Here is a 26,853-nt window from a genome sequence, read left to right as displayed (position 1 = left end):
CAACCCCATGCGTACCCTCGTCAAACCCATCTTCGCGCGCACGGGCTGATGGACGATGTGGAATCCTTAGGAAAATAGAAAATGACTACCATTCTGATTGTGGACGATCATCCCGCGCTGCGGCTGGTGATCAAGACTCACCTTTCTCAACTGCTAGGCATCAGCGAGATTATCGAGGCTGATAACGGACAGGTCGCGGTCGAGCTGGCTCGGCAACACACGCCGGATCTTGCGATTCTCGACCTCGATATTCCGCGTATCAACGGGCTCGATGTCATCCCCCGTCTGAAACTGGCGCATCCTCAGATTCGCGTGCTCGTTCTATCGGGTCACGATCCGGCGACCTTCGCGCCGCGCGCGATGCGTACGGGCGCACAAGGCTTCGTCGGCAAGTCACAGGACATGAAGGAGATCTTGCGCGGCGTCGAGGCCGTGCTCGCGGGTTACACCGTTTTCCCGATGTCAACCGGCAGTGCTAGCGGGGGGGCGTCCGCAACCGGCGAGGAAGACAAGCTCAAACTGCTGTCCGATAAGGAGCTCGTCATCCTGCAAATGCTGTCGAAGGGCATGTCGAACAAGGCGATCGGCGATGCGTTGTTCATGAGCGACAAGACGGTCAGCACGTACAAAAGCCGCATCCAGGAAAAACTGGGTCTATCGTCCCTGGCAGGGTTGATTGAATTTGCTTCGCTGCAAAGACTGATCGATTGAGTTCCGCAGGCTATTAACATGATGAGCCTGTTTGGTTCTCCTGCGGGCGCGCAAGATCGCGCGTGCCGCTTTTCCCTCTCCGCACGTACGGCCTCTATCCGCTACGCGACCGTCTTGGGCAGCCTCTTTGCCTTCACGTTACTGTGCATTGTCTCGATGCGCGCCAATGCTGCGCCCTTGGTGGAAGAAGGCGCCCGCGCGCCGTTCGCTGGCGATCCCCACCCGGTTGCCGCGCTTGCAGCGCGCGAAACGGTGGGCACGGTAGGTCAGCAGGCTGGCGGCGCCAACGCTTACGGCGTTGCTGTCGATACCCATGCCGTCGGCACGGGGCCTGACAATGAAACACACGCCTCGCAGGACACGCTTGCCGTTGAAGTGCGCAATGACGTGACCGCATGGCGCGCGTTGCTCGCCGTACTGCTTGCCCTCGCAGGTCTGACCATCGTTGCGTTCGGCGGATGGTGCCGGGCGCGCACTGCGCTGAAACTCGTCTCCGGGAAGCTGCGGAGCACCGAAACTGAATGGCAGCGCCGGTATGCCGCGGTCGAAGCGCGAGAGCAAGCCGCACGCACTGCGGCAGGCACGCAGGCGTCCGCCGCTGCAAGGCAGGAGCGTGACCGTATCCTGACTACCATGCGTCACTTTGTTGGTGGCCCATTGTCCGCGCTGGCTGGTCTGCTGGCCGGATTCGACACAGCCTTGCTGACACCCGTTCAACGAACCTTGGTAAGAAAAATTCAATCCGCGGTGCGGACATGCGTTCGTGTATTGGAGGACATGCTTTCACGGGCGCCAATCGAACCGCGTGAAATCGTGCTCGACGAAGATTCAACGGATTTGCGCGAACTGATTGATGGCGTCGTTGTGTTGTTCTTACCCGCGGCGGCACAGCGCGGTTTGCGTTTGAGCGTGAGCATCGACCGAACGGTAGCCGCGCGCGTCCTCACCGATAGCGCTCGGCTCGGTCAGATTGTTTTCCATCTGTTGAGCCGTGCTGTACGGGCGACCGAACACGGACAGATCACGATCGCCGTGCGGGCCCAACCACTGAACGTCGGTTCGCAGCGCATTTTCATCAGCGTGAGAGACATGGGTGAGAGGGCCACGCCTTCGGCGCAAACGCAGTTGTCCGGGTTATCTAGTGCAGGCGAACGCGTAGAAGACCAGCCGCACTGCGACGGTGACGCTGGCTTCGTACTCTGCCGGCTACTTACGCAGCGCATGGGTGGCGAACTCACCGTTGAGACTCAGCCGGGTTTCGGTACTTGCGCGACGTTCGCTGCACCGTTCGCCATTGAGTCCTTGCTCTCATTTGCGGAAGAAGAGGCGACCGGCAATGCTCAGGTGCCGCGACAAGCTGTTGCTGCACAGTTGGCGCAGGGCCCGGCGGGCGCGCCAGTTGAATCGTTCGACCCGAGCTATCTTGACGCGCTGTCGAACGAAGGCATTGATCTACACACGTTTATTCAGGGTTGGCGCCGTTCGATGATCGATGACCTGGAACGGATGCACTCCATGCGTAACGGTCGCGATGTCGCCTTATTGCGCGCTGCGCTTCATAGGCTGAGTGGAGCGGTGGGGCTGGTCGGCGCCTCCAGTTTGATGAATGCATTGCGGCAAGCCAGCGTCGCACAGCCGGAACCCGAAGCAGACGCAATCGACGTACTTGCGAAGCGCGCTGGGACCTTGATGATGCAACTTGATCAGGCGATCGACCCGCACCGGAGCAACCTGCAATGACTCGACCGCTAGCCTTGATCGAGGGCGATCTGACGATCCCGCTACCGCGGCCATTCGATGGGCTGCCGCCGCCGTTTGGTACGCGTCGGCGTGTAATGCGCGAGGCTGTGCAACAGGCCGTAGAGCAGGTTGCCAAACCGGCACGGGCGTTCCTGTTTCCACCGGGCGCGAAGCACATTCTGTTCTACAAGGCGCCGCCGCAACGCGTGGACAACGGACGTTGGGACGCCGCGCTGGCGGAGGCAAAGCGTTATCTGGAAATGAGCACGACGACCCGTCCGCGCTCGTCGCGCTCGGATCATCTGCTCGCGGCGTCGATTTTCGCCGGTTGCACCATCGCGCTGACATGGTTGCTGGTCACGTGCTCGATGAAAGAAGCGGAGAAGGTGAAAACGGCGTCTGTGACGCCGGCCGTTGCAGCCTGGCAAGCTGAGATTGCCGCCGGGAAGCCTGCAGCCGAGACGGTCGTCGCGAGCGCGGTACCGGCGGCTTCGGCAAGTGTGGACGCGGCGGCTAAGACTCATGTCGCTCAGGCTGTGCCGGTGTCTCCTGCTATGCCGAAGCCGGACGAGCCATTGCCGCCGGTGTCGCCGGCCGCACCCAAGCAGGCCGTGCAAGTGACGGCAGTTGCGTCTGCCGCGCCGGCGGCGGCCTCGGCAAGCCTGGTTGTCGAGACTGGGCCGTTGTCTTCCGTCGTGCCGAAGCAGGTTGCACAGGTTTTACCAAAGCAGACCGTGCAAGTCATTGCACGTGACGGCGAAGCCGGGACGCCACCAGCAAAACCAGCGAAACGGGTCAAGGTGGCGCGCTTGTCTGAGGCTCACGTCAACGAACGTATGGCCATGAGCCGGGCAACTCATCCGGCAACGCAGCCTGCCATTTCGAAGCAGCCTGAGTGGACCGCCGGCGCCTCACGTTTACATGACAACGTTTCGACCGATGACGCGCCGTGGCGGAACTGGTCCGCCCAACAGCACCGTCCGTCGCCAACCATTCGTGCCGCGACGCCGCTCGACAACAGCTGGAACGACCACATGACCCAGCGCCGCATCACCGACGATCCCGCCGCCTTCCACACCGGCGGCAGCCGACAGTAATTTAATCCTTTCCAGCGGATTGCTCGTAGGGCTCCGCGCGGAACGACCCAATTCAATATTGGAGAAATATCGATGCCAGACATCAATCCCGCCGTCGAGGAATGGCTAACCGACCATGCACGCCGCGGCTGTAATCCCCAATCCATGTTTGATGCCATGCTCAAAGAAGGCTTTGAACCGGACATGGCGGGTGGCGCGATTGACGCAACTTTCCAAGGCATCCAGTCAAAAGATCCGCTTCCGATGGGTGTGGAAGCCACCCGGCCAGGCGAGTATCAATACGACGCATGCCCAGTCTCAACGGACAACGTCATTCGCGCCTTCGACCGAGACGTCACCGTGTCGATGCGCTGCGAACGCCCGCAAATCATCGCATTTGACAACGTTCTTTCCGCAGAGGAGTGTACCGAGGTGATCGAGCGCTCGCGACCTCGGCTCAAACGTTCAGTGACTGGCGCTGGCGCCTACAACAGCATTCGCACTAGCGATACCGCTGGGTTCCTCCCAGGTGAGGATAAATTCATTCAGCGCCTGGAGGAGCGTTTCGCTAGCCTGATGAATTGGCCTGTGGCGAATGGGGAGCCCTTGCAAGTCCAGCGCTACAAGGTCACAGGTGAATACAAGCCGCATCACGACTACTACTCACCACAACAACCGGGTGCCATCGCTCGCGGTAAAGATGGCGGCCAACGGGTTGCTACGCTCATCGTCTACCTGAACGATGTGCCCAAAGGCGGCGCCACTCAATTTCCCCTGCTGGGACTATCGGTTGCCGCAAAGCAAGGCGGAGCCTTGTATTTCCGCTATATGAACGAGCTGCGGCAACTGGATGCGTTGACCTTGCATGCGGGGGCGCCGGTACTGGCCGGAGAGAAGTGGATCGTGACAAAGTGGGTCACGGAGCGCCCGCTGGCCAGTCGCACCGGGCGCTGACGAATGAGCGTCAATTAGCGGCGTTGTTAAGGTGAGGCTAGCTTACCTGCTGCTTTACACCCGCGTGCCTAATCCAACAAGGGTAAGTAGTAGTTAGCCAAGCCCAAACCGCCGTCTAACGCGCAAATAAAAAAAGCCCGGCCAAAGCCGGGCTCTCAAATCGGCTGCGTCCTTCCACAAGGACGCAGCACCTGCAAAACAACCTGCAGTTACTGCATACGCTACCTAGTACCTTAAGCAGCCAGCAGCGAACGCAACACGAACGGCAGAATCCCGCCGTGCTTGTAGTAGTCCACTTCGATCGGCGTATCGATACGCAGCAGAACCTGCACGCGCTTCTCCTTGCCGTCCTTACCGCGAATCACCAGCGTCACTTCTTGCTGCGGCTTGAAGTCAGCGCCTAGGCCTTCGATGTCGTACGTTTCTTCGCCGGTGATACCGAGCGATTGCACGCTATCCGAGCCCTTGAACTGCAGCGGCAGCACGCCCATGCCGACCAGGTTCGAACGGTGAATCCGCTCGAAACTGCGTGCGACCACGGCCTTCACGCCCAGCAGTTGCGTACCCTTAGCAGCCCAGTCACGCGAAGAACCCGTACCGTACTCTTCACCCGCAAACACAACCGTCGGCGTGCCCGCGTCGATGTACTTCATCGCTGCGTCATAGATCGACTCTTGCTCACCGCTCGGCTGGTGAATCGTCAGGCCGCCTTCAACACGCGTGCCGTCTGCCTTCGCCGGGATCATCAGGTTCTTGATCCGGACGTTCGCGAACGTGCCGCGCATCATCACGTCGTGGTTGCCGCGGCGCGAGCCGTAGCTGTTGAAGTCGGCCTTCTGCACGCCGTTTGCCTTCAGCCACTTGCCTGCCGGCGAGTCTTCCTTGATCGAGCCTGCCGGGCTGATGTGGTCGGTCGTGACCGAGTCACCGAAGATGCCCAGTGCGCGTGCGCCCTTGACCGGAGCGATGCTGTCGGCCGGCGTCATCGAGAAGTCTTTGCCGAAGAACGGCGGCTCAGCGATGTAGGTCGACTTCGGCCAGTCGTAGACCTGGCCTTCTTCGCCTTCGATCTTGCTCCACAGGTCGCCCTTCTTGGTCAGCGACGCGTAGTTCTTGCGGAACGCATCTGCGTCCAGCGCGAACTTGAGCAGTTCGTTGACTTCTTCGCTGGTCGGCCAAATGTCGCCCAGGTAGATGTCCTTGCCGCCCTTGCCCTTGCCGACCGGTTCGGTCATCAGGTCACGCGTGATGTTGCCGGCGATCGCGTAAGCCACAACTAGCGGCGGCGAGGCCAGGAAGTTCGCGCGGATGTTCGGGTGAATACGCGCTTCGAAGTTACGATTGCCCGACAGCACCGCAGCCGCGACGATGTCGTTCTTCGTGATCGCTTCGTTCAGTTCCGGCGTCAGGTCGCCCGCGTTACCGATACAGGTCGTGCAACCGTAAGCGGCCAGCGTGAAACCGAGCTTGTCGAGGTACTTCATCAAGTCGGTCTTCGTCAGGTATTCCGTGACGATACGCGATCCCGGAGCCAGCGAGGTCTTGATGTGCGGCGCGACCGTCAGGCCGGCTTCCACAGCCTTCTTGGCCAGCAGACCAGCAGCCAGCAGCACGCTCGGGTTCGACGTGTTCGTGCACGACGTGATCGCGGCGATCAGGATGTCGCCGTTCTTCACGTCGACGCCGTTGCTCGTCGTGTATTGCGCGTCGAGGTCTTCCGACTTCTTCGCAAAGCCGTTTTCTGCCACCGGCTTCGAGAACAGGTCGCTGAAGGTCGACTTCACGTGACCGATTTCGATACGGTCTTGCGGGCGCTTCGGACCTGCCAGCGACGGCGTTACCGTGCCGAGATCCAGCGTGACGACCTTCGTGTAGTCGATCTGACCAGCCTTCGGAATACCGAACAGACCCTGCGCCTTGAAGTAGTTTTCGAAGGCGGAGATTTCTGCGTCGGTGCGGCCCGTGCCCTTGAAGTAGTCGATGGTTTTTTCGTCGACCGGGAAGAAGCCCATCGTTGCGCCGTATTCCGGCGCCATGTTGCCGATCGTCGCGCGGTCCGGCAGCGACAGCGACTTCGTGCCTTCACCGAAGAACTCGACGAACTTGCCGACAACCTTTTCCTTACGCAGCAGTTCCGTCACGGTCAGGACCAGGTCGGTCGCCGTCAGGCCTTCGCGCAGCTTGCCCTTCAGTTCGACGCCCACCACGTCCGGCGTCAGGAAGTACACCGGCTGGCCGAGCATGCCGGCTTCAGCTTCGATACCGCCCACGCCCCAGCCCACCACGCCGATACCGTTGATCATGGTGGTGTGGCTGTCGGTGCCGACCAGCGAATCCGGGTAGTACACGGTGTCCGCGCCTTCGGCCTTCTTGTGCACGCCGCGTGCGAGGTATTCCAGGTTCACCTGGTGAACGATACCGACGCCCGGCGGCACGACCTTGAACGTGTCGAATGCCTGCATGCCCCACTTCATGAACTGGTAGCGCTCGTTGTTGCGCTGGAATTCCAGTTTCATGTTCAGATCGAGCGCGTTCTTTTCGCGGAAGTGATCGATCTGCACCGAGTGGTCGACCACCAGATCAACCGGGACCAGCGGTTCGATCGACTTCGGATCCTTGCCCATGTGTTTCGCGACACCGCGCATTGCAGCGATGTCGGCGAGCAGCGGCACGCCGGTAAAGTCTTGCAGCACGACGCGCGACACGACGAACGGGATTTCGTCGACGCGCGCAGCGGTCGGCTTCCAGTTCGCGAGTTGCTCGATGTGTTCTTCGGCGATCTTCTTGCCGTCGTAGTTACGCAGCACCGATTCCAGCACGATACGGATCGAAACCGGCAGGCGGTCGATCTTGATGTTCAGTGCCTTGCCGAGTTGCGGCAGGGAGTAGAACTTGCCTTTGCCGGAACCGCTGTCGAATTCCTTGAGCGTTTTGTGGAGGTTGTGGGCCATGGTGTTTTCCTTGGTTTGATCGCGGAACTACAGTACTTAACTAGATGACGTACAAATCGACGTATTCATTGACCGGCATGGCTTCGAGCCTTGCCTGATCCAGCGACACGTCGAGAATCGCCAGTTGTTGCTTGACCGGAAAGCGGCGCGCGAGGTTGGTCTTGAACTTCTCGACCAGCAACGGAATCCCGTCTTCGCGACGACGCTTGTGACCGATCGGGTATTCGACTACAACTTCGTCGAACGTCGACCCGTCGTTGAATTCGACCGTCAGTGCATTGGCGATCGAACGCTTCTCTGGATCGTGGTAATCCTTCGTGAACTGCGCGTCTTCGACACACTCCATCTTGGCGCGCAGCACATCGATACGCGCGTCCTGCGCGATCGAATCTTCATAATCCGCGGCCGTCAGGTGGCCATGGATCAACGGCACGGCGATCATGTATTGAATGCAGTGATCGCGGTCGGCCGGATTATTCAGGGGACCTTTCTTATCGATGATGCGGATCGCGGCTTCGTGGGTGCGAATCGTGATCTTGCTGATGTCTTCGACACGCTTGCCTGCGTTCTGCAATTGCGCATGAAGCGTCATCGCCGCTTCCACCGCCGTCTGCGCGTGGAATTCAGCCGGGAATGAGATCTTGAACAGCACGTTTTCCATCACGTACGAGCCGTACGGGCGCTGGAACTTGAACGCATTGCCCTTGAACAGGACATCGTAAAAGCCCCACGTCTTCGCGGTCAGCACCGACGGATAGCCCATCTCGCCGGTTTTCGCGATCAGCGCGAGACGTACGGCGCGCGAAGTCGCATCGCCCGCGGCCCACGACTTGCGCGAGCCGGTATTCGGCGCGTGACGGTAGGTGCGCAGCGCATGTCCATCGACAAACGCCAGCGATACGGCGTTGATCAACTCATCGCGCGTCAAACCGATCATCTGGCCGACCACAGCGGTCGACGCCAGCTTTACCAGCAACACATGATCGAGCCCGACCTTGTTGAACGAGTTTTCGAGCGCGATACAGCCTTGAATTTCGTGCGCCTTGATCATGCCGATCAAGACGTCTTTCATCGTCAGCGGCTGTTTGCCCGCTGCGATGGCACTGCGCGAGAGCCAGTCGGCCGTCGCCAGAATTCCGCCGAGGTTATCCGACGGATGGCCCCATTCGGCAGCCAGCCAGGTGTCGTTGAAGTCCAGCCAGCGGATCATTGCGCCGATGTTGAAGGCGGCCTGAACCGGGTCTAGCTGGAACGACGTGCCCGGCACCTTCGCGCCGTTGGGGACGATCGTGCCCGGCACGATCGGTCCCATCAGCTTGGTGCAGGCCGGGTAGGTGAGCGCCTCGAGTCCGCAGCCGAGCGTATCGATCAGGCAGTTACGCGCGGTGTCCAGCGCGAGCGTGCTGTCGATCGGGAAATCCAGTACGTAATCGACGATATCGACCAGGACTGGGTCCGGGTCGGGTCGCACGTTGGAAATCGGAGCGGACATCGGGGAGCTTTCCTGATGTAACGGATTAGTTGGTCTTGTTGATCGCGTTCGATTGCGTCGGGGCCGGTGCGCCTTGCACCATGGCTGCCGTCTTGCACTCGTCGGCCAGACGCGAGCTGTCCTTATCCGAGAACAACATCGCCTTCGTCGGGATCACGACCAGGTCCATACCCGTTGCTGCGTCGTGGAAGCGGTCCGCGCCCGTGGTGGTCGCTTCGCGCGGGAGATTGTAGTTTTTGTTCGCCCAGTGAACCGTGACGATCTGGTCACGCTTCATGTCGCCCTTCAGGTCGAATGCCAGACCTTCGTTGCACGACCACTTTTCCGCGCCTTCAGGTACCGGATCAACCTTCGCTTCCTTGGCCGGATTGGCCTTGCGCTTGATCAGGCGTTTCGGTTGCGGCTTCTTCGGCACAGCCTTGGCAGCCGGCGTGGTGGTGGTTTGTGCAGCGGCGTCCGTCGCAACAGTCAGCATCGTCGTGGACAAAGCGCCGATTACGGCGGCAATCAACAGCTTATTCATGGAGGAGAACCTTTCTATCTAATTTCAGTTGAACAGTACGCGGGCTACCGGTCCTGGCGACCGCGAGGGTTGAACTGCACGCGCTATGAAAGCGCACAGCGACCGCTATTTTCTCCTATTTAGCGGCACGTACTTCAAATTCTCGGGACCGGTGTAATTTGCGCTCGGACGGATGATCTTGTTGTCGATCCGCTGCTCGATGACGTGCGCGCTCCAGCCTGCGGTGCGGGAGATCACGAACAGAGGGGTGAACATCGCCGTCGGCACGCCCATCATGTGATACGAAACGGCGCTGAACCAGTCGAGATTTGGAAACATCTTTTTCACATCTGCCATCACTGTTTCAAGTCGCTCGGCGATATTGAACAGCTTCAGGTTGCCCGCTTCCTTCGACAGCTTCTTCGCGACTTCCTTGATGACCTTGTTGCGGGGGTCGGAAATCGTGTACACCGGGTGACCGAAGCCGATCACCACTTCCTTGTTTTCGACGCGCTTGCGGATATCGGCTTCGGCCTCATCCGGCGTCTGATAGCGCGACTGGATCTCGAACGCGGCTTCGTTCGCGCCGCCGTGTTTCGGGCCGCGCAGCGCACCGATTGCACCGGTAATCGCCGAGTAGATGTCCGAACCCGTACCGGCGATCACACGGCCGGTGAACGTCGACGCGTTGAATTCATGCTCGGCGTACAGGTTCAGCGACACATGCATCGCATCGACCCATGCCTTCGACGGTTCCACACCGTGCAGCAGGTGCAGGAAGTGACCACCGATCGAATCGTCATCGGTTTCGACTTCGATGCGCTTGCCGTTGCGCGAGTAGTGGTACCAGTACAGCAGCATCGAACCGAGCGAAGCCATCAGCTTGTCGGCGATGTCGCGTGCGCCCGACAGGTTGTGGTCGTCCTTCTCGGGCAGCACCGTGCCGAGCACCGACACGCCGGTGCGCATCACATCCATCGGGTGAGCAGCGGCCGGAATCCATTCCAGCGCGGCTTTGACGTTCGCGGGCAATCCGCGCAGCGCCTTGAGCTTGGTCTTGTACGCGGTCAGTTCAGCCTGCGTCGGCAGCTTTTCGTGGACCAGCAGATACGCGATTTCTTCGAATTCGCATGCACCGGCGATGTCGAGAATGTCGTAGCCGCGGTAGTGCAGATCGTTGCCGGTCTTGCCGACCGTGCACAGCGCGGTGTTGCCAGCCGTCACGCCGGACAGCGCAACGGATTTCTTCGGTTTGAAGCCGCTTTTAGGTTCGTTCTCGCCTTGTGCACCGGCGGTTTGCGTCGTCTCGCTCATCTCCCGCAATCTCCTTTGTGCCTGCTCATTGTTTCCGCTTGAACCACGCATTCGACGTCTGTTTCCTGCTGCGCGAGACGTTGCTCTGATTCGCTTGTACGGCGCCATGCGAGGGCGCCTCCCAGCGCTGCCACGCCGGTTGCTGCATTGGCCATCGTGCTCATGATGTGGCTTGCCCGTTAGCGCCCACTTTCGTGAAGAGCGGTGCAGCGTCTTGCGGGACGGCGCGGCCCGTGGATTGCGCGCGACGCAGCACTGACCAGTAGTAGCGATAGCTCGCCCGGTCGTGCAGTGTGTCGTGATGCCGCGTCGGTCCCCATTGCGCGGATTGCGCGGCCAGCAGAATTTCGGTAGCAGTGGCGATTTCTTCATCGCGCGGAGCAAATGCAGCGACGATCGCTTCGATCTGCGCCGGATGGATGCTCCACATGCGCGTGTAGCCGAACTCGTTGCGGGCGCGGGCGGCGTCGTTTGCAACCACGCTCATGTCGCGCACCTCGGTGCTGACGTTATGCGACGGCACCTTGCCGTACGCATGGCAGGCCGCCGAAATCTCGAGCTTCGCGCGCCGCACCAGCGGATGATCGAACTGACCGGGCGAGCGCATGGCGGTGTCGGGAATCGCGCCGTCGTGCGCTGAAACGAAGTCCATCAGGCCGAAGCTCAACGCCTCGACGCCGGGGAGCGAAGCCAGATCGAACACGCGCGTCAACGCGCCATGCGTTTCGACCAGCAGTTGCACGGGCACAGGCTGCGCAATGCCGAGTTCGTGCCGCGTCGCCTCGATGAACGCGACCATTTCGGCGGCATCGGGGACGTTGCGGATCTTTGGCAGGGTGATGTAAGCAGGCGCTCGCTTTGCAGCGCGCAGAATGAGACGGACGTCGTCACGCCAGTGCGGGTGATCGAAGTCGTGGATCCGCACACCGACGCGGCCAAAGCGATCATGCTCGCCGCCCAGCATCGACGCGACCAGCTCGGCGTGTTCCGCTTCGCGGCCGACCTGCGCGCCGTCTTCACAATCGAGCGTGATGTCGAACACCGGGCCGAGTTGCTGCTGCAATGCCAGTGATTTCAGCATCAGCTTCTCGCTGCCGGCGTAGTGATCGCAGGCAGGCAGCACAGCGGGCGGCACTTCGCCGTCAAACAGCACTTCGGCGGGTGTGAGGGCGCGCATCTTCGGCGTCAGGATTCTGGGTGGTCGGGTGGGTAAATCGGATTCGGACGCGTTCTGCTCGGCGATCAGCCAGCCATGACGCAAAGCGCGTTCGAATCAGAGGCGAATACTGGCACGACAAATTGCGACGTGAACCGCAATTTCGTGGGCCGTACCCGCATTCGCACGTAAAAAACCGGAACCCGCCGCGATAGTGCCTGAGAGTGCCTCCAGACCTGTCGCTTCGCGCCAGGCCCCCCAAGGGGGTGAGAAAACTTGGGGCGGCCCGGCGTTTTCTCACGAGTTCCGGTTCGTCTGCATCTAGCGCTTAGCCGAGCAGGTGTTGAACGCCTTCGCGCTCTTCGAGCAGTTCATTCAGCGTGCCGTCCATCTTTTCGCGCGAGAACGCGTCGATTGCCAGACCTTCAACGCGCTTGTACTCGCCGTTTTCGCACGTAACCGGCACACCGTAGATGATGTCTTCCGGAATGCCATACGAACCGTCCGACGGGATACCCATCGTGACCCACTTGCCGTTCGTGCCGAGCACCCAGTCACGCACGTGGTCGATTGCAGCGTTGGCTGCCGACGCTGCCGACGACAGGCCGCGCGCTTCGATGATTGCTGCACCGCGCTTGCCGACGGTCGGGATGAACGTGTTGCGGTTCCATTCTTCGTCGTTGATCAGCTTGGTCAGGTCTTGACCTTCTGCCGTTGCAACGCGGAAGTCCGGGTACATGGTCGGCGAGTGGTTGCCCCACACAGCCAGCTTTTCGATCGAAGCGACCGGCTTGCCCGACTTGGCGGCCAGTTGCGACAGCGCGCGGTTGTGGTCGAGGCGCAGCATGGCGGTGAAGTTCTTCTTCGGCAGATCCGGTGCCGACTTCATGGCGATGTAAGCGTTGGTATTGGCCGGGTTGCCGACCACCAGCACCTTCACGTCGCGGCTGGCGACTTCGTTCAGCGCCTTGCCCTGAACCGTGAAGATTTCGGCGTTTGCCGACAGCAGGTCTTTACGCTCCATGCCTTTCGAACGCGGACGTGCGCCGACCAGCAGGGCAACGTCTGCATCCTTGAATGCAACCTTCGGGTCGTCAGTGATCACGACACCCGACAGCAGCGGGAATGCGCAATCATCCAGTTCCATCACGACGCCTTTGACGGCGCCTTGCGCTTGCGGCAGGTCGAGCAGTTGCAGGACAACCGGCTGGTCCTTACCGAGCAGATCGCCATTGGCGATGCGGAACAGTAGGGAGTAAGCGATTTGACCTGCGGCGCCGGTGACGGCAACGCGCTTTGCGGGCTTAGCCATTGAGAAATCTCCAGGACGATGCGTTAGACGCTAGGGAAAACGCCATTCTATATGCGCGTTCAGCGAAGCGTTGTGAAACACGGCGGAATTCACTGTTCGCGTACGGCCTCGGAATGTGCCGAGGCTGTGCGGCGCGCTGCGGCAAGACCGCCATGCCGGAAACCTGTACTGCCGGGCGGGGAGCGGGGCATCTTGGCGCCGGGTAGCCGCTGCACGATGCGGGCTCCTGCAAACAGCGCGTTTCGGCAAGCGTCTGACCAACGAATGGCGGCGAATCGAAACCTGGACTGCGTGGGAACAGCATGGCGCAGAGTGGCTGCCGGTGCGCTGCGGCGCTGTATTGCACAGTGCAAAACAGCCGCCGAAAAACCCGCAAACCCTTGCTCGACAAGGAGTGTAGGAGCCGTCAGACACAAAGTCAACATTATCTTATGTCTTATATAAGACATATCTGTTGCGGGGAAAACCCTAGACGCGGCCCGGCCCTTTATGATGAAATGCGCGGATGACTTCGAACCAGGCGAACACCGCGAATCCGAACGGCCAAGGGGCCACGGGCGAGGGTGTATCCGCTGCCACGCCCGCTACGTCGCCCACTTTCAGCCCCTTGTATCAGCAGATCAAGGGCTTGATTACGCAGAGCCTTGAAACCGGCGAATGGAAACCTGGCGAGATCATTCCTAGTGAAGTCGAATTGGCGGCCAGATTCAAGGTCAGTCAGGGAACAGTGCGCAAAGCGATCGACGAGCTTGCCGCCGACAACCTGCTGGTGCGCCGCCAGGGCAAGGGTACTTTTGTTGCAACGCACAACGAAGATCGCGCCCAGTTTCGCTTCCTCAGATTACTGGCCGATGACGGCGCCGAACATCCGCACGTCAGCCGCCTGCTTGAATGCCGGCGTTTGCGCGCTTCGGCGGACATCGCCCGGCAACTCGATCTGAAAGCCGCCGATCCGGTGGTGTTGATCAAGCGCTTGCTGCAGTTCGACGGTGAAGTCACCGTACTCGACGAAATCTGGTTGCCCGGCGCGGTGTTTCGCGGGCTCACGCTCGAGCGGTTGTCGGAGTATAAAGGTCCCCTCTACGCAATGTTCGAGACGGAATTCGGCACACGCATGATCCGCGCAACGGAGAAGATCCGCGCGGTCGCAGCCGAGCCTTCAGTCGCTGACCTGCTGCATGTGCCGGCGGGTTTTCCGCTGCTGTCGGTTGAACGCGTCTCCTATACATATGGAGACCGGCCGGTTGAGGTGCGCCGTGGTTGGTATGTCACAACCGGGTATTACTATCAGAACGATCTGAGCTGAATCGGGATGAAAAAGGGCGCCGCGTCCCACACGCGCGCCTGTTTGAAGGCGCCTTTATCGCGCACGCTGTAACGGACCTGTGGTGGTTTTCGCTGCAGCGCGATATAAAAAGGCGCTAAAATTGCGGATTAGTGTGACTACATAGTAGGGGTCTAGCATGGCTGAAGCCGTAAAAAAACCGAGGCCGGAATTCCGGAACATCGGTATCGGGCAGATTTTGACGGCATACCGTCTCCCGCTAGCGGGGCGTGTGTCGATCTTGCATCGCTTAAGCGGTGGGCTGCTTTTTGTTTTTCTTCCGTTCCTGCTGTACCTCTTCGATCAGAGCCTGACTTCCGAACTTAGTTTCGAAGTCTTCAAGGGCTTCCTCTCCAACATCATCGTCAAGCTCATCACGCTCGTTCTCGCGTGGGCCTTCCTGTTCCACTTCTGCGCCGGTGTCCGTCACCTGTTCATGGACACGAGCCACGGTCTCACGACTAAAGAGAAGGGCAAGCAAACCTCCATCGTGGTGCTGGTCGTTTCGTCGCTTCTGACGATTGCTTTCGCGCTCAAACTCTTCGGAGCATTCTAAAAAAATGGCAGCTAATAACCGAATCGGTCCGAAGCGTCTCGTCGTCGGCGCACATTACGGCCTGCGCGACTGGCTCGCCCAGCGCATCACCGCCTGCATCATGGCCGTCTACACGGTGATCCTGCTCGCGTGGTTCTTCGGCGCGCGCGATTTTTCGTATGACGGTTGGGCCTCGATCTTTGCAACGCAATGGATGAAGCTCGCCACGTTTGTCACGCTGCTGTCGCTGTTCTATCACGCGTGGGTTGGTATCCGCGACATCTGGATGGACTATGTGAAGCCCGTTGGCACGCGCCTGTTTCTTCAAGCGCTGACGATCGTCTGGCTGCTCGCATGTGCGGGCTACGCTGCGCAGATTCTCTGGAGAGTGTAAAAGAATGGCTGCAATCAAGAATTCTCTGCCGCGTCGCAAGTTTGACGTGGTTATCGTCGGCGCAGGCGGCTCGGGGATGCGCGCTTCGCTGCAACTCGCGCGCGCCGGTCTGTCGGTTTGCGTGCTGTCCAAGGTGTTCCCGACGCGTTCGCACACGGTCGCTGCCCAAGGCGGCATCGGCGCCTCGCTCGGCAACATGAGCGAAGACAATTGGCACTATCACTTCTACGACACGATCAAGGGTTCCGACTGGCTCGGCGACCAGGACGCGATCGAGTTCATGTGCCGTGAAGCACCGAACGCCGTGTACGAGCTCGAACACTTCGGCATGCCGTTCGACCGTAACGCTGACGGCACGATTTACCAACGCCCGTTCGGCGGCCACACCGCCAACTACGGCGAAAAGCCGGTGCAACGCGCTTGCGCGGCCGCTGACCGTACGGGTCACGCGCTGCTGCACACGCTGTACCAGCAAAACGTGGCTGCCAAGACGCAGTTTTTCGTCGAATGGATGGCGCTGGATCTGATCCGCGACGCCGACGGCGACGTGCTTGGCGTGACCGCGCTGGAAATGGAAACCGGCGACGTTTATATCCTCGAAGGCAAGACCACGCTGTTCGCTACGGGCGGCGCGGGCCGGATCTTCGCAGCATCCACGAACGCGTTCATCAACACGGGTGACGGCCTGGGCATGGCTGCGCGTTCGGGTATCGCACTGCAAGACATGGAATTCTGGCAATTCCACCCCACCGGCGTGGCCGGCGCGGGCGTGCTGATTACCGAAGGCGTGCGTGGCGAAGGCGGCATTCTGCGTAACTCGAACGGCGAGCGTTTCATGGAACGCTACGCACCGACGCTGAAGGATCTGGCGCCGCGCGACTTCGTTTCGCGTTCGATGGACCAGGAAATCAAGGAAGGCCGCGGCGTGGGTCCGAACAAGGACCACGTGCTGCTCGACCTGTCGCACATCGGCGCTGAGACGATCATGAAGCGTCTGCCGTCGATCCGCGAAATCGCCATGAAATTCGCGAACGTCGACTGTATTAAAGAGCCGATTCCGGTTGTGCCGACCATCCACTATCAGATGGGTGGTATCCCGACGAACATCAACGGCCAGGTCGTTGGCACGTCGCGGGATCACAAGGAAGTCGTCAACGGTTTCTACGCAGTGGGCGAATGCTCGTGCGTGTCGGTGCACGGCGCAAACCGTCTTGGCACGAACTCGCTGCTCGACCTGGTGGTGTTCGGCCGCGCAGCCGGCAATCACATCGTCAAGCACGTGAAGGACATCAAGGAACACAAGCCGCTGCCGGCCGACGCAGGCGATTTCTCGCTGGCGCGTCTGAACAAGCTGGACAAGTCCACGTCGGGCGAATACTCGCAAACCGTCGCTGCCGACATCCGCTCCACGATGCAGGCGCACGCCGGTGTGTTCCGCACGTCGAAGCTGCTGGCCGAAGGTGTCGAGCGGATTCGCGAAGTGGCTGACCGTGTCGACAACATCTACCTGAAAGACAAGTCGAAGGTGTTCAACACGGCACGTATCGAAGCGCTGGAAGTGGAGAACCTGATCGAAGTGGCCCGCGCCACGATGGTTTCCGCCGAAGCGCGCAAGGAAAGCCGCGGCGCGCACGCGCAAGACGACTTCGAACATCGCGACGACGAAAACTGGCTGCGCCATACGCTGTGGTTCAGCGAAGGCGATCGCCTCGACTACAAGCCGGTTCAGATGCAACCGCTGACGGTCGAATCGGTACCGCCGAAAGCGCGTACCTTCTAAGGCACAAGTCAAAGGAATTCAGAAATGGCCAAGCGTACATTTGAAATTTACCGCTACGATCCGGACAAGGATGCGGCGCCGCGCATGCAAACGTACGAGATCGAAATCGACTCGCACGAACGCATGCTGCTCGATGCACTGCTCAAGCTGAAAGCGATGGACGAAACTTTGTCGTTCCGCCGTTCGTGCCGTGAAGGCGTGTGCGGTTCGGACGCGATGAACATCAACGGCAAGAATGGTCTGGCCTGCTTGCAGAACATGAACGACCTGCCGCAGAAGATCGTGCTGCGTCCGCTGCCGGGCCTGCCCGTCGTGCGCGACCTGATCTGCGACTTCACGCAGTTCTTCAACCAGTATCACTCGATCAAGCCGTACCTGATCAACGATACGCCGCCGCCGGAAAAGGAACGTCTGCAGTCGCCGGAAGAACGCGACGAGCTCGACGGCCTGTACGAATGTATTCTGTGCGCTAGCTGCTCTACGTCGTGCCCGAGCTTCTGGTGGAATCCGGACAAGTTCGTCGGCCCGGCTGGCCTGTTGCAAGCCTATCGTTTCATCGCGGATAGCCGCGACGAAGCGACGGGTGAGCGCCTCGACAACCTGGAAGATCCGTACCGTCTGTTCCGTTGCCATACGATCATGAATTGCGTCGACGTCTGCCCGAAGGGCCTGAACCCGACCAAGGCGATTGGCAAGATCAAGGAATTGATGGTTCGCCGCGCTGTTTGATATGAACAGCCCCCACGCTCCCTATCGTTCGCTGCCCCCCGAGGGGGCGGTCAGTACGCTTGGGGCGGCCCGGCGCGTACTGACATGAACGAAACATCGCATCAGTCCGACCCTCTCCGCCGCGCGCGCCTTCGCTGGCGCGCGCGGCGGGGCCTGCTGGAAAACGATCTGATCTTTGAACGTTTTTTCAGCCGATATGAGCATGACCTCAGCGATGCCGATGTAGGCGCTCTCACGCGCCTGCTCGAGCTGAGCGATAACGACCTGATGGACTTGCTGCTCGTTCGCAAGGAACCGGAAGGCGAACTTGCCGACCCGGATGTGATCCGGGTGCTGGAGCTGTTGCGGAATGCTTGAGCACCGCTAACGTCTTGAGCGCCGCTTGTCCGTTGTTCCCAGGCGTGCAAATTATCGAAACCCTGTTTCCATACTTCGATTGAGGATGTGCTATGACCCCGTCAGATGTTAAAGCCACGCTATCGTTCAGCGACAATTCGCCGAGCGTTGAAATGCCGATTTACAAGGGCACTCTCGGCCCGGACGTGATCGACATCCGCAAACTGTACGGCCAGACCGGCAAGTTCACGTACGACCCGGGCTTTATGTCGACGGCGGCGTGCAATTCGGCGATCACGTACATCGACGGTGACAAGGGCGAGCTGCTGTATCGCGGCTACCCGATCGACAACCTCGCGCAAAACGCCGACTTCCTCGAAACCTGCTATCTGCTGCTGAAGGGCGAACTGCCGAACGCGCAGCAGAAAGACGAGTTCGTGAACACCGTCACGAAGCACACGATGGTGCATGAGCAAATGCACTTCTTCTTCCGTGGCTTCCGTCGCGACGCGCACCCGATGGCGATTCTGGTCGCTGCAGTCGGCGCGCTGTCGGCGTTCTATCACGACTCGCTCGACATCAACAATCCGCGTCACCGTGAAGTGTCGGCCATTCGCATGATCGCGAAGTTGCCTACTCTCGTCGCGATGGCGTACAAGTACAGCATCGGCCAGCCGTTTGCGTACCCGAAGAATGACCTGTCGTACAGCGCGAACTTCATGCACATGATGTTCTCGAACCCGTGCGAAGAGTACAAGGTCAACGACGTGCTGGTGCGCGCGCTGGACCGTATCCTGATCCTGCACGCTGACCACGAACAGAATGCGTCGACCTCGACGGTTCGTCTGGCGGGTTCGTCGGGCGCTAACCCGTTCGCGTGTATCGCGGCCGGTATCGCTTGCCTGTGGGGCCCGGCGCACGGCGGTGCGAACGAAGCCGCGCTAAACATGCTGGAAGAAATCGGCTCGGTCGACAACATTCCTGAGTTCATCAAGCAGGTGAAGGACAAGAACTCGGGCGTGAAGCTGATGGGCTTCGGTCACCGCGTCTACAAGAACTACGATCCGCGTGCGAAGCTGATGCGCGAAACCTGCCACGAAGTGCTGGAAGAGCTGGGCCTGCACGACGACCCGCTGTTCAAGCTGGCCATGGCGCTGGAAAAGATCGCTCTGGAAGACGAATACTTCGTGTCGCGCAAGCTGTACCCGAACGTCGACTTCTACTCGGGCATCGTGCAGCGCGCGCTGGGCATCCCGACGTCGATGTTCACGTGTATCTTCGCGATGGCACGTACGGTCGGCTGGATTGCACAGTGGAACGAAATGATCGCCGATCCGGAACAGAAGATTGGCCGTCCGCGTCAACTGTTCATCGGCGATACGCAACGTGAAGCGAAGCCGATTGCGCAACGTTGATCGGAGTTGAGTTTGCGTGGTTCGTAGGGTTGTGATTGCTGCGAACCAGTGCGGAATCAGTTGATAAAAAACGCCCCAACGGGTTTATCGTTGGGGCGTTTTGTTTGCGGCGATAGATCTCGAGCGCCAGGCGTTGAGGACGAAGCCCTCAAGCTGCGGACTAGGTGTTGTCCGGTGTATGTCCGGGCTCCTCCCTCAACTCATTCTCTTCGTCCAGAACGGCTTTCGCTTCAGCTTCGATGGCGTCGAAAATCGCTTCAGGCACGAGGTTGGCGAACTGCTTCCGGCGATTTTTAGACACTTTCCCAGCGTTATCGAGACACATCATGACCAGCGTCGAAAGCATACTGCCGCGCACGTCATATCGCTGATTTACCGCGCGCAGCACTTTGTCATACCGTTGCAGAAAGAGCGTCTCCTGACGAAGCTCAACTTCCAGTGCGAGGTCGGCCATTCTGGCGACGAACTCGACCGCCGGAGTCGCGTCCCAGAACTGATAAATCGACACGTCACCTTGAAATTTAAAGTCGTATTTCATTTCGTCCAACCAGCGGACTTGCCAACGTTCGCGGATTGGTTTTGAAAAATCCCGCAAGGCTTCCAGGTAAGCCTGCTCCTCTCGTTTCATGGCAATCGATACCGGCAGAAGCAGGCCGTTTTCGAGTTTGCCCGATGAGCAGAGCGCGTGATGAATCAGGAAGCGTGAGAGCCGGCCGTTACCATCCATGAACGGGTGCAGGAACACGAAGCCGAACGAGATGATGCTTGCCGCAATGATCGGGTCTACTTGGGTGGGCGCGGAGTTGGCAAATGCTAGCCAATCTGCCATCAGATCAGTCAGTATGTCTGGCGGTGGCGGCACGTATGTCACGCCCGCCGCTCCCCGCAGGCCGCTTTGCAGATGGTTTTGTTCCGCGCGATAAGACGCGGCTTGATCCAGTGGATTTGTTACGCAGATGTTCTGCAATTCGACGAGATATTCTTCGCTGAGTGGATGACGCTCATGTGCTTGCCGCAGAAGCTTGACGAAGCGCTGAGCCTTGTCTTCGGAGGGCGCTTCCTTCTCGATGGCGAACGAATCTTGTGTTTCGTGGAGATAAGCCCAACTGAGCGCCCGGTCTTGCATCTCTGCCGGCAGCGACGCCATGAACTCGCGCGCCCGTGTGAGAACGTCTGACTCGAGGAGTTGAGTAATCGTTGGCGTGCGTGCGACCGTTGCGCAATAACGCATTGAACCAAGGCCGTTGAAGTCGACCCTCCAGCGTGCATTACGCACAGAGGGACCTGTGTAGTACTGGGTGGGATCAAACAAGGGGATGACAGCGCCACCGGCAACCGGTGCGCCTTCGAGTTCTTTACCGGTGAATGTCTCCCAGAGAAATGCGGCTTTCCGTATATAGCCACCGCTAGGCGAGCGGCGCAGTTCCGCCAGGAGATCCTCGGCACTGATGTTCGGCAATGTTTGGGCGAGAACCGCCAAATTGGTGCCTTCGTGCTTCAAAGCAAAGAGCACGTGGTCAAGATAGGCTCCGTCTGCCGGCGCCATGTTTTTGGGAACGGACAGACAGTCGTTGATGTTGGTCAGCCGCGTGACCGGTTTCACGAGGGCTGGCCGCTTGAGCTCCAGCGCGCTCAGGTTCAATTGCTGGCGCAAGTACTCGTAACCGACGGCTGACATGAGTGTCCCGAAAAATTATCCCAAACGTGCAGCTTACAAATATTTTTTTATATCGGCACAGTTTTTTTTACAAAACGCCGTATGACTGAAGATTTTTTTACGCCGAAGCGCTGCCATCGCATGGCCAAAAATTTGTCGTTCAGGCGCAGTTCAGCGTTTTTTTTGTATCCCAACAAGTTTTTTGTTCGAAATCCGTCTTTCTCGCAAATTTTTTTACCAGCCCGCGGTTGCACTCGGGGAAAGCCAAACATATCGCGAATACAAAGGCTTGGCGAAGTTGAACCACTTGTTCGCGGGTGTCAACCGCCGGAAATTCCCGGGCAACGAGCCGCGTTTCAAGCTTCGTATTGCCCCATGCAATCCCTTGCCGGGTAACACCCATACAGGTATCGCCACTACCACCCAACTCCCTGTTTTTTATCGGTTTTTTGCATGATTCATGGGCCCAAAGCCGGGTTCTGCGTGGCATAATCGACCGACACAGTCAGCCCGCAGTCATTACTACTCCGCATACCATGGCACAGACTCTCTACGACAAATTGTGGAACACACACGTGGTCCACACGGAAGAAGACGGTACGACGATTCTCTATATCGACCGTCACCTGCTGCACGAAGTCACCAGCCCTCAGGCGTTCGAAGGCCTGAAGCTGGCTGAGCGTCCGGTGTGGCGCATCAGCGCGAATCTGGCGGTGTCGGACCACAACGTCCCCACCACGGATCGCAGCCACGGCATTGCCGATCCGGTCTCCAAGCTGCAAGTCGATACGCTCGACACGAACTGCGACGCCTATGGCATCACGCAGTTCAAGATGAACGACCTGCGTCAGGGCATCGTGCACATCATCGGGCCGGAGCAGGGCGCAACGCTGCCCGGCATGACCATTGTCTGCGGCGACTCGCACACGTCCACGCACGGCGCGTTCGGCGCGCTGGCGCACGGTATCGGCACCTCGGAAGTGGAGCACGTGCTGGCCACGCAAACGCTCTTGCAGAAGAAAAGCAAGAACATGCTGGTGAAGGTCGAAGGCCCGTTGCCGCGCGGCTGTACCGCGAAAGACATCGTGCTCGCGATCATCGGCAAGATCGGCACGGCAGGCGGCACCGGCTATGCGATCGAATTCGGCGGTTCGACGATTCGCGCGCTGTCCATGGAAGGTCGCATGACGGTCTGCAACATGGCGATCGAAGCAGGCGCGCGCGCCGGCATGGTCGCTGTGGACGACACCACCATCGAATATCTGAAGGGCCGTCCCTTCTCGCCGGCAGGCGTCGAATGGGATCACGCGGTCGAGTACTGGAAGCAGTTCAAGTCAGACGAAGGCGCGCAATTCGACCGTGTAGTCGAGCTGAACGCCGCTGAAATCGTGCCGCAAGTCACGTGGGGCACGTCGCCGGAGATGGTCACTGCCGTGGACGGCCGCGTGCCGGATCCTGAGCGTGAAAAGGACCCGGTCAAGCGTGACGCAATGGAGCGCGCGTTGAAATACATGGCGCTCGAACCGAATGCGCCGATCGAATCCATCAAGCCGGATAAAATCTTCATTGGGTCGTGCACCAACGCGCGCATTGAAGACATTCGCGCTGCGGCATACGTCGTGAAGAAACTCGGCCGCCGCGTCGCACCGAACATCCGTCTGGCCATGGTGGTGCCGGGTTCGGGTCTGGTGAAGGCGCAAGCGGAACGCGAAGGCCTCGACAAGGTCTTTACGGATGCCGGTTTCGAATGGCGTGAGCCCGGTTGCTCGATGTGTCTCGCAATGAACGCCGACCGGTTGGATCCGGGCGAGCGTTGCGCGTCCACGTCGAATCGTAATTTCGAAGGTCGTCAGGGCGCCGGTGGCCGTACCCACCTCGTGAGCCCCGCGATGGCTGCCGCAGCGGCTATCGAAGGGCATTTCGTCGATATTCGCAAGCTTGGATAAACACGCATGATGAAGAACATGAATCGCACCACTCTATTGCGCCGCTTCGCACTCGGTACCCTGGCCGCGCTATTGCTCGGTCTGGCCGGCTGCAATACGGTGCACGGATTTGGCGAGGACATGTCGCACCTCGGCAATTCGATCAGCAATCACGCTGACAAATAAGCGGTTTTTGATTTTTGCCGGCGATGCGCGAGCGGCTTTTCGGCCGCCACGCGCATCGCTTGGTCTTGAAACAGGCGCAAGCGTCATGGATAAATTCATCGTACACACCGGCGTCGTGGCGCCGCTCGATCGCGAGAACGTCGACACGGACGCGATCATTCCGAAGCAATTCCTGAAGTCGATCAAGCGCACGGGTTTTGGTCCGAACGCGTTCGACGAATGGCGTTACCTCGACCACGGCGAACCGGGTCAGGACAATTCGAAGCGTCCGCTGAACCCGGATTTCGTGCTGAATCAGCCGCGCTATCAGGGCGCATCGGTGCTGTTGGCGCGCAAAAACTTCGGTTGCGGCAGCTCGCGTGAGCATGCGCCGTGGGCGTTGGAGCAGTACGGTTTCCGCGCGATCATCGCGCCGAGCTTCGCCGATATTTTCTACAACAACTGCTTCAAGAATGGCGTGCTGCCGATCGTGCTGACCGAACAGCAAGTCGATCACCTGTTCAACGAAACCTACGCGTTCAACGGCTTCAAGCTGACCGTCGACCTGGAAGCGCAAGTCGTGCGCACGTCAGACGGTAGCGCCGAGTATCCGTTCGAAGTGGCGGCGTTCCGCAAGTACTGTCTGCTGAATGGCTTCGACGATATCGGCCTCACGCTGCGTCACGCTGACAAGATTCGCCAGTTCGAAGCCGAGCGGATCGCGAAGCAGCCGTGGCTGAATCACCGCATCGTCGGATAAACAGAAAAATCATCAAGGAAACTCGCATGAAGATCGCAGTCTTGCCGGGCGACGGCATCGGTCCCGAAATCGTCAAGGAGGCCGTGAAGGTCCTGAACGTGCTCGGCGAAAAGTTCGAACTCGAAGAAGCGCCGGTTGGCGGCGCGGGTTACGAAGCCAAGGGTCATCCGCTGCCCGATTCGACGCTGGCGCTGGCGAAAGAAGCCGATGCGATCCTGTTCGGCGCCGTCGGCGACTGGAAATACGACTCGCTCGAACGCGCGCTGCGCCCGGAGCAGGCGATTCTCGGTCTGCGCAAGCACCTGCAATTGTTCGCGAACTTCCGTCCGGCAATCTGCTATCCGCAGCTCACTGGTGCTTCCTCGTTGAAGGAAGAAATTGTTTCGGGTCTCGACATCCTGATCGTGCGCGAACTGAACGGCGACATCTACTTCGGCGCGCCGCGCGGTGTGCGTTCGTCGCCGGATGGGCTGTTCGAAGGCGCGAAGGAAGGCTTCGACACGATGCGTTATTCGGAACCCGAAGTGCGCCGCATTGCGCACGTCGCGTTTCAGGCCGCGCAAAAGCGCCAGAAGAAACTGACGAGCGTGGACAAGGCGAATGTGCTCGAAACGTCGCAGTTCTGGCGGGACGTGATGATCGACGTGTCGAAGGAATACGCGGACGTCGAGTTGTCGCACATGTACGTGGACAACGCGGCGATGCAACTGGTCAAGGCGCCGAAGGCGTTCGACGTGGTTGTGACCGGCAACATGTTCGGCGACATTCTGTCGGATGAAGCCGCCATGCTGACGGGCTCGATCGGCATGCTGCCGTCGGCCTCGCTCGACAAGAACAACAAGGGCTTGTACGAGCCGTCGCACGGTTCGGCGCCGGATATCGCCGGTAAGGGCGTGGCGAATCCGCTGGCCACGATCCTGTCGGCCGCGATGATGCTGCGCTATTCGCTGAACAAGGCGGAACAGGCGGATCGCATCGAAAACGCGGTGAAGAAGGTGCTGGAACAGGGTCTCCGCACGGGCGATATTCTGACGCCGGGTTGCAAGCAGGTCGGCACCGTGGCGATGGGCGACGCAGTGGTCGCCGCGCTGTAACGGCCTTTGAAACAGCAAGTGGTAACGGTTGTAGTTAGGCAGTCAAACGGCCTTTAAAACGCGAATTGGCCTCAAAACAGGCCGATTCGCGCGTAATACGGACGATAGCGGCAGACGATCACGTCGCCAGATTCCGGTTTTCGTGTATATTGTAGCGATGGCGCACATAGCTCAAATCTCCTCGATTTCGAAACTGCACGGCAAAACGGCCCGTGTGGTTGAGTTCGCCATTACCACCACAAAAGCGATTACCCCGAAAACGATCACGAAACGCTGATCGTCCGTCGTGCCCGCTCATCTTCCCCGCGCGGTCACTGCGGGCAAAGATGCGGGGAAGTTTCCATTCGAAGGGTATGAAGTCATGAACGTAGGTCTCGTAGGTTGGCGCGGTATGGTCGGCAGCGTCCTGATGCAACGTATGCAGCAGGAAGGCGATTTCGACTTGATCGAACCGGTGTTTTTCAGCACCAGCAACGCGGGCGGCAACGCGCCGTCGTTCGCCAAAAACGAGACCAAGCTCAAAGATGCGACAAGCATCGAAGACCTGAAGAAGTGCGAAGCGATCATCTCCTGCCAGGGCGGCGACTACACGAATGAAGTGTTCCCGAAGCTGCGCGCAGCGGGCTGGAACGGCTACTGGATCGACGCGGCTTCGTCGCTGCGCATGAAGGATGACGCGGTCATCATTCTCGATCCGGTCAACCTCGACGTGATCAAGAACGCGCTGGTCAAGGGCCAGAAGAATTTCATCGGCGGCAACTGCACGGTCAGCCTGATGCTGATGGCGCTGGGCGGCCTGTTCCGCGAAAACCTCGTCGACTGGATGACGGCCATGACGTATCAGGCCGCTTCGGGCGCGGGTGCGCAGAACATGCGCGAACTGCTGCAGCAAATGGGCACGCTGTACGGCGCGGCCAAGGAAGACCTGGCGGATCCGTCGTCGGCGATTCTCGACATCGACCGCCGCGTGCTGAGCGCCATGAACAGCGACCGTATGCCGACCGACAACTTTGGCGTGCCGCTTGCGGGCTCGCTGATTCCGTGGATCGACAAGGATCTCGGCAACGGCATGTCGAAGGAAGAGTGGAAGGGCGGCGCGGAAACCAACAAGATCCTCGGCAAGCCGGCCATGGGCACGCCGGGTTCGATCCCGGTAGATGGCCTCTGTGTGCGGATCGGCGCAATGCGCTGCCACTCGCAGGCACTGACCATCAAGCTGAATAAGGACGTGCCGCTGGACGAAGTGAACAGCATCCTCGCCTCGGGTAACGACTGGGTCAAGGTTGTGCCGAACGAACGCGAAGCGTCGATGCGCGATCTGTCCCCGGCCGTGGTCACGGGCACGCTGACGGTGCCGGTTGGCCGTGTGCGCAAACTGGCGATGGGCGGCGAATATCTGTCGGCCTTCACGGTCGGCGATCAGCTGCTGTGGGGCGCGGCAGAACCGCTGCGTCGCATGCTTCGCATTGTGCTCGACAAGTAAAGTAAACTACGCGCTCACGACGCGTAGAAAACTCAAAAAGCGTCGCGC

General features: G+C 59.7%; 24 protein-coding genes. 16 read left to right on the top strand and 8 right to left on the bottom strand.

Annotation, left to right across the window (positions count from 1 at the left end):
• The first annotated feature begins 81 nt into the window (after positions 1 to 81).
• From M0D64_RS01200 to M0D64_RS01185, 4 genes are all read left to right on the top strand, one after another.
• Complete coding sequence (locus tag M0D64_RS01200; protein ID WP_266256329.1) at positions 82 to 711, top strand: response regulator transcription factor; 630 nt, start codon at positions 82 to 84, stop codon at positions 709 to 711.
• 18 nt (positions 712 to 729) lie between these two features.
• Positions 730 to 2,451, top strand: a complete 1,722-nt coding sequence (locus tag M0D64_RS01195) for a HAMP domain-containing sensor histidine kinase (protein ID WP_266256328.1) — start codon at positions 730 to 732, stop codon at positions 2,449 to 2,451.
• Complete coding sequence (locus M0D64_RS01190) at positions 2,448 to 3,548, top strand: hypothetical protein (protein ID WP_266237867.1); 1,101 nt, start codon at positions 2,448 to 2,450, stop codon at positions 3,546 to 3,548. The genes M0D64_RS01195 and M0D64_RS01190 overlap by 4 nt, the downstream gene beginning before the upstream one ends.
• Positions 3,549 to 3,620: 72 nt before the next feature.
• Complete coding sequence (locus tag M0D64_RS01185) at positions 3,621 to 4,481, top strand: 2OG-Fe(II) oxygenase (RefSeq protein ID WP_266237870.1); 861 nt, start codon at positions 3,621 to 3,623, stop codon at positions 4,479 to 4,481.
• 233 nt (positions 4,482 to 4,714) lie between these two features.
• Here the strand turns inward: M0D64_RS01185 and acnA are convergent, their stop codons facing one another.
• The 6 genes from acnA to M0D64_RS01155 form a co-directional block, all read right to left on the bottom strand.
• Positions 4,715 to 7,432, bottom strand: coding sequence for an aconitate hydratase AcnA (gene acnA / locus M0D64_RS01180; protein ID WP_054034783.1), 2,718 nt, complete (start codon positions 7,430 to 7,432; stop codon positions 4,715 to 4,717).
• Positions 7,433 to 7,472: 40 nt separating this feature from the next.
• On the bottom strand, positions 7,473 to 8,924 hold the full coding sequence (locus M0D64_RS01175) for a bifunctional 2-methylcitrate dehydratase/aconitate hydratase (RefSeq protein WP_266256327.1): 1,452 nt from the start codon (positions 8,922 to 8,924) through the stop codon (positions 7,473 to 7,475).
• Between the two features lie 25 nt (positions 8,925 to 8,949).
• Positions 8,950 to 9,447 carry a hypothetical protein gene (locus M0D64_RS01170; RefSeq protein ID WP_154557958.1) on the bottom strand — a complete coding sequence of 166 codons (498 nt, stop codon included), beginning with the start codon at positions 9,445 to 9,447 and terminating at the stop codon, positions 8,950 to 8,952.
• Positions 9,448 to 9,552: 105 nt separating this feature from the next.
• Entirely contained in the window at positions 9,553 to 10,740 is a 1,188-nt protein-coding gene (gene prpC, locus M0D64_RS01165; RefSeq protein WP_266256326.1) for a 2-methylcitrate synthase, read from the bottom strand.
• Positions 10,741 to 10,900: 160 nt separating this feature from the next.
• Positions 10,901 to 11,917, bottom strand: coding sequence for a CoA ester lyase (locus M0D64_RS01160; protein ID WP_266256484.1), 1,017 nt, complete (start codon positions 11,915 to 11,917; stop codon positions 10,901 to 10,903).
• A gap of 307 nt (positions 11,918 to 12,224) precedes the next feature.
• Positions 12,225 to 13,208 carry a malate dehydrogenase gene (locus M0D64_RS01155; protein ID WP_154557955.1) on the bottom strand — a complete coding sequence of 328 codons (984 nt, stop codon included), beginning with the start codon at positions 13,206 to 13,208 and terminating at the stop codon, positions 12,225 to 12,227.
• A gap of 505 nt (positions 13,209 to 13,713) precedes the next feature.
• Between M0D64_RS01155 and M0D64_RS01150 the strand changes: the two genes are divergently transcribed.
• The 7 genes from M0D64_RS01150 to gltA all read left to right on the top strand — a co-directional run bounded on the left by M0D64_RS01150 (position 13,714) and on the right by gltA (position 19,721).
• Entirely contained in the window at positions 13,714 to 14,514 is an 801-nt protein-coding gene (locus M0D64_RS01150) for a GntR family transcriptional regulator (RefSeq protein ID WP_266256325.1), read from the top strand.
• A gap of 157 nt (positions 14,515 to 14,671) precedes the next feature.
• Positions 14,672 to 15,088 (top strand): succinate dehydrogenase, cytochrome b556 subunit, encoded by a 417-nt coding sequence (sdhC, locus tag M0D64_RS01145; protein WP_054034790.1) that lies wholly within the window; start codon positions 14,672 to 14,674, stop codon positions 15,086 to 15,088.
• Between the two features lie 4 nt (positions 15,089 to 15,092).
• On the top strand, positions 15,093 to 15,461 hold the full coding sequence (gene sdhD, locus M0D64_RS01140; protein ID WP_054034791.1) for a succinate dehydrogenase, hydrophobic membrane anchor protein: 369 nt from the start codon (positions 15,093 to 15,095) through the stop codon (positions 15,459 to 15,461).
• A 4-nt stretch (positions 15,462 to 15,465) separates the two neighbouring features.
• Positions 15,466 to 17,241: a succinate dehydrogenase flavoprotein subunit gene (gene sdhA / locus M0D64_RS01135; protein WP_093634934.1), complete on the top strand. Its 1,776-nt coding sequence runs from the start codon at positions 15,466 to 15,468 to the stop codon at positions 17,239 to 17,241.
• A gap of 24 nt (positions 17,242 to 17,265) precedes the next feature.
• On the top strand, positions 17,266 to 17,970 hold the full coding sequence (locus M0D64_RS01130) for a succinate dehydrogenase iron-sulfur subunit (RefSeq protein ID WP_054034792.1): 705 nt from the start codon (positions 17,266 to 17,268) through the stop codon (positions 17,968 to 17,970).
• Between the two features lie 84 nt (positions 17,971 to 18,054).
• A complete protein-coding gene (locus M0D64_RS01125) occupies positions 18,055 to 18,327 on the top strand; it encodes a succinate dehydrogenase assembly factor 2 (RefSeq protein WP_097397112.1) in 273 nt (90 codons plus the stop codon).
• Between the two features lie 92 nt (positions 18,328 to 18,419).
• On the top strand, positions 18,420 to 19,721 hold the full coding sequence (gltA, locus tag M0D64_RS01120) for a citrate synthase (RefSeq protein WP_028196113.1): 1,302 nt from the start codon (positions 18,420 to 18,422) through the stop codon (positions 19,719 to 19,721).
• Positions 19,722 to 19,881: 160 nt separating this feature from the next.
• On the opposite strand, the gene M0D64_RS01115 is transcribed toward gltA, so the two are convergent.
• Entirely contained in the window at positions 19,882 to 21,399 is a 1,518-nt protein-coding gene (locus M0D64_RS01115) for a Fic family protein (RefSeq protein WP_266256324.1), read from the bottom strand.
• A gap of 139 nt (positions 21,400 to 21,538) precedes the next feature.
• Positions 21,539 to 21,781: a hypothetical protein gene (locus M0D64_RS01110; protein WP_154557952.1), complete on the bottom strand. Its 243-nt coding sequence runs from the start codon at positions 21,779 to 21,781 to the stop codon at positions 21,539 to 21,541.
• Between the two features lie 133 nt (positions 21,782 to 21,914).
• On the opposite strand from M0D64_RS01110, the gene leuC reads away from it, so the two are divergent.
• From leuC to asd, 5 genes are all read left to right on the top strand, one after another.
• A complete protein-coding gene (gene leuC / locus M0D64_RS01105; protein WP_154557951.1) occupies positions 21,915 to 23,324 on the top strand; it encodes a 3-isopropylmalate dehydratase large subunit in 1,410 nt (469 codons plus the stop codon).
• A 6-nt stretch (positions 23,325 to 23,330) separates the two neighbouring features.
• Entirely contained in the window at positions 23,331 to 23,489 is a 159-nt protein-coding gene (locus tag M0D64_RS01100) for an entericidin A/B family lipoprotein (RefSeq protein ID WP_171927077.1), read from the top strand.
• Between the two features lie 85 nt (positions 23,490 to 23,574).
• Positions 23,575 to 24,228: a 3-isopropylmalate dehydratase small subunit gene (gene leuD / locus M0D64_RS01095; protein ID WP_154557949.1), complete on the top strand. Its 654-nt coding sequence runs from the start codon at positions 23,575 to 23,577 to the stop codon at positions 24,226 to 24,228.
• Between the two features lie 26 nt (positions 24,229 to 24,254).
• The gene (gene leuB, locus M0D64_RS01090) at positions 24,255 to 25,322 is read left to right on the top strand and encodes a 3-isopropylmalate dehydrogenase (RefSeq protein ID WP_054034794.1); all 1,068 of its coding nucleotides are present in this window, start codon (positions 24,255 to 24,257) and stop codon (positions 25,320 to 25,322) included.
• Between the two features lie 361 nt (positions 25,323 to 25,683).
• Positions 25,684 to 26,805, top strand: coding sequence for an aspartate-semialdehyde dehydrogenase (gene asd, locus M0D64_RS01085; RefSeq protein WP_027805102.1), 1,122 nt, complete (start codon positions 25,684 to 25,686; stop codon positions 26,803 to 26,805).
• The last annotated feature ends 48 nt before the right edge of the window (positions 26,806 to 26,853 follow it).

Origin of the sequence: Paraburkholderia sp. WS6 (assembly GCF_030464835.1) — a bacterium.
GTDB classification, from domain to species: domain Bacteria; phylum Pseudomonadota; class Gammaproteobacteria; order Burkholderiales; family Burkholderiaceae; genus Paraburkholderia; species Paraburkholderia madseniana.
This window is presented reverse-complemented; position numbering and strand designations above follow the sequence as displayed.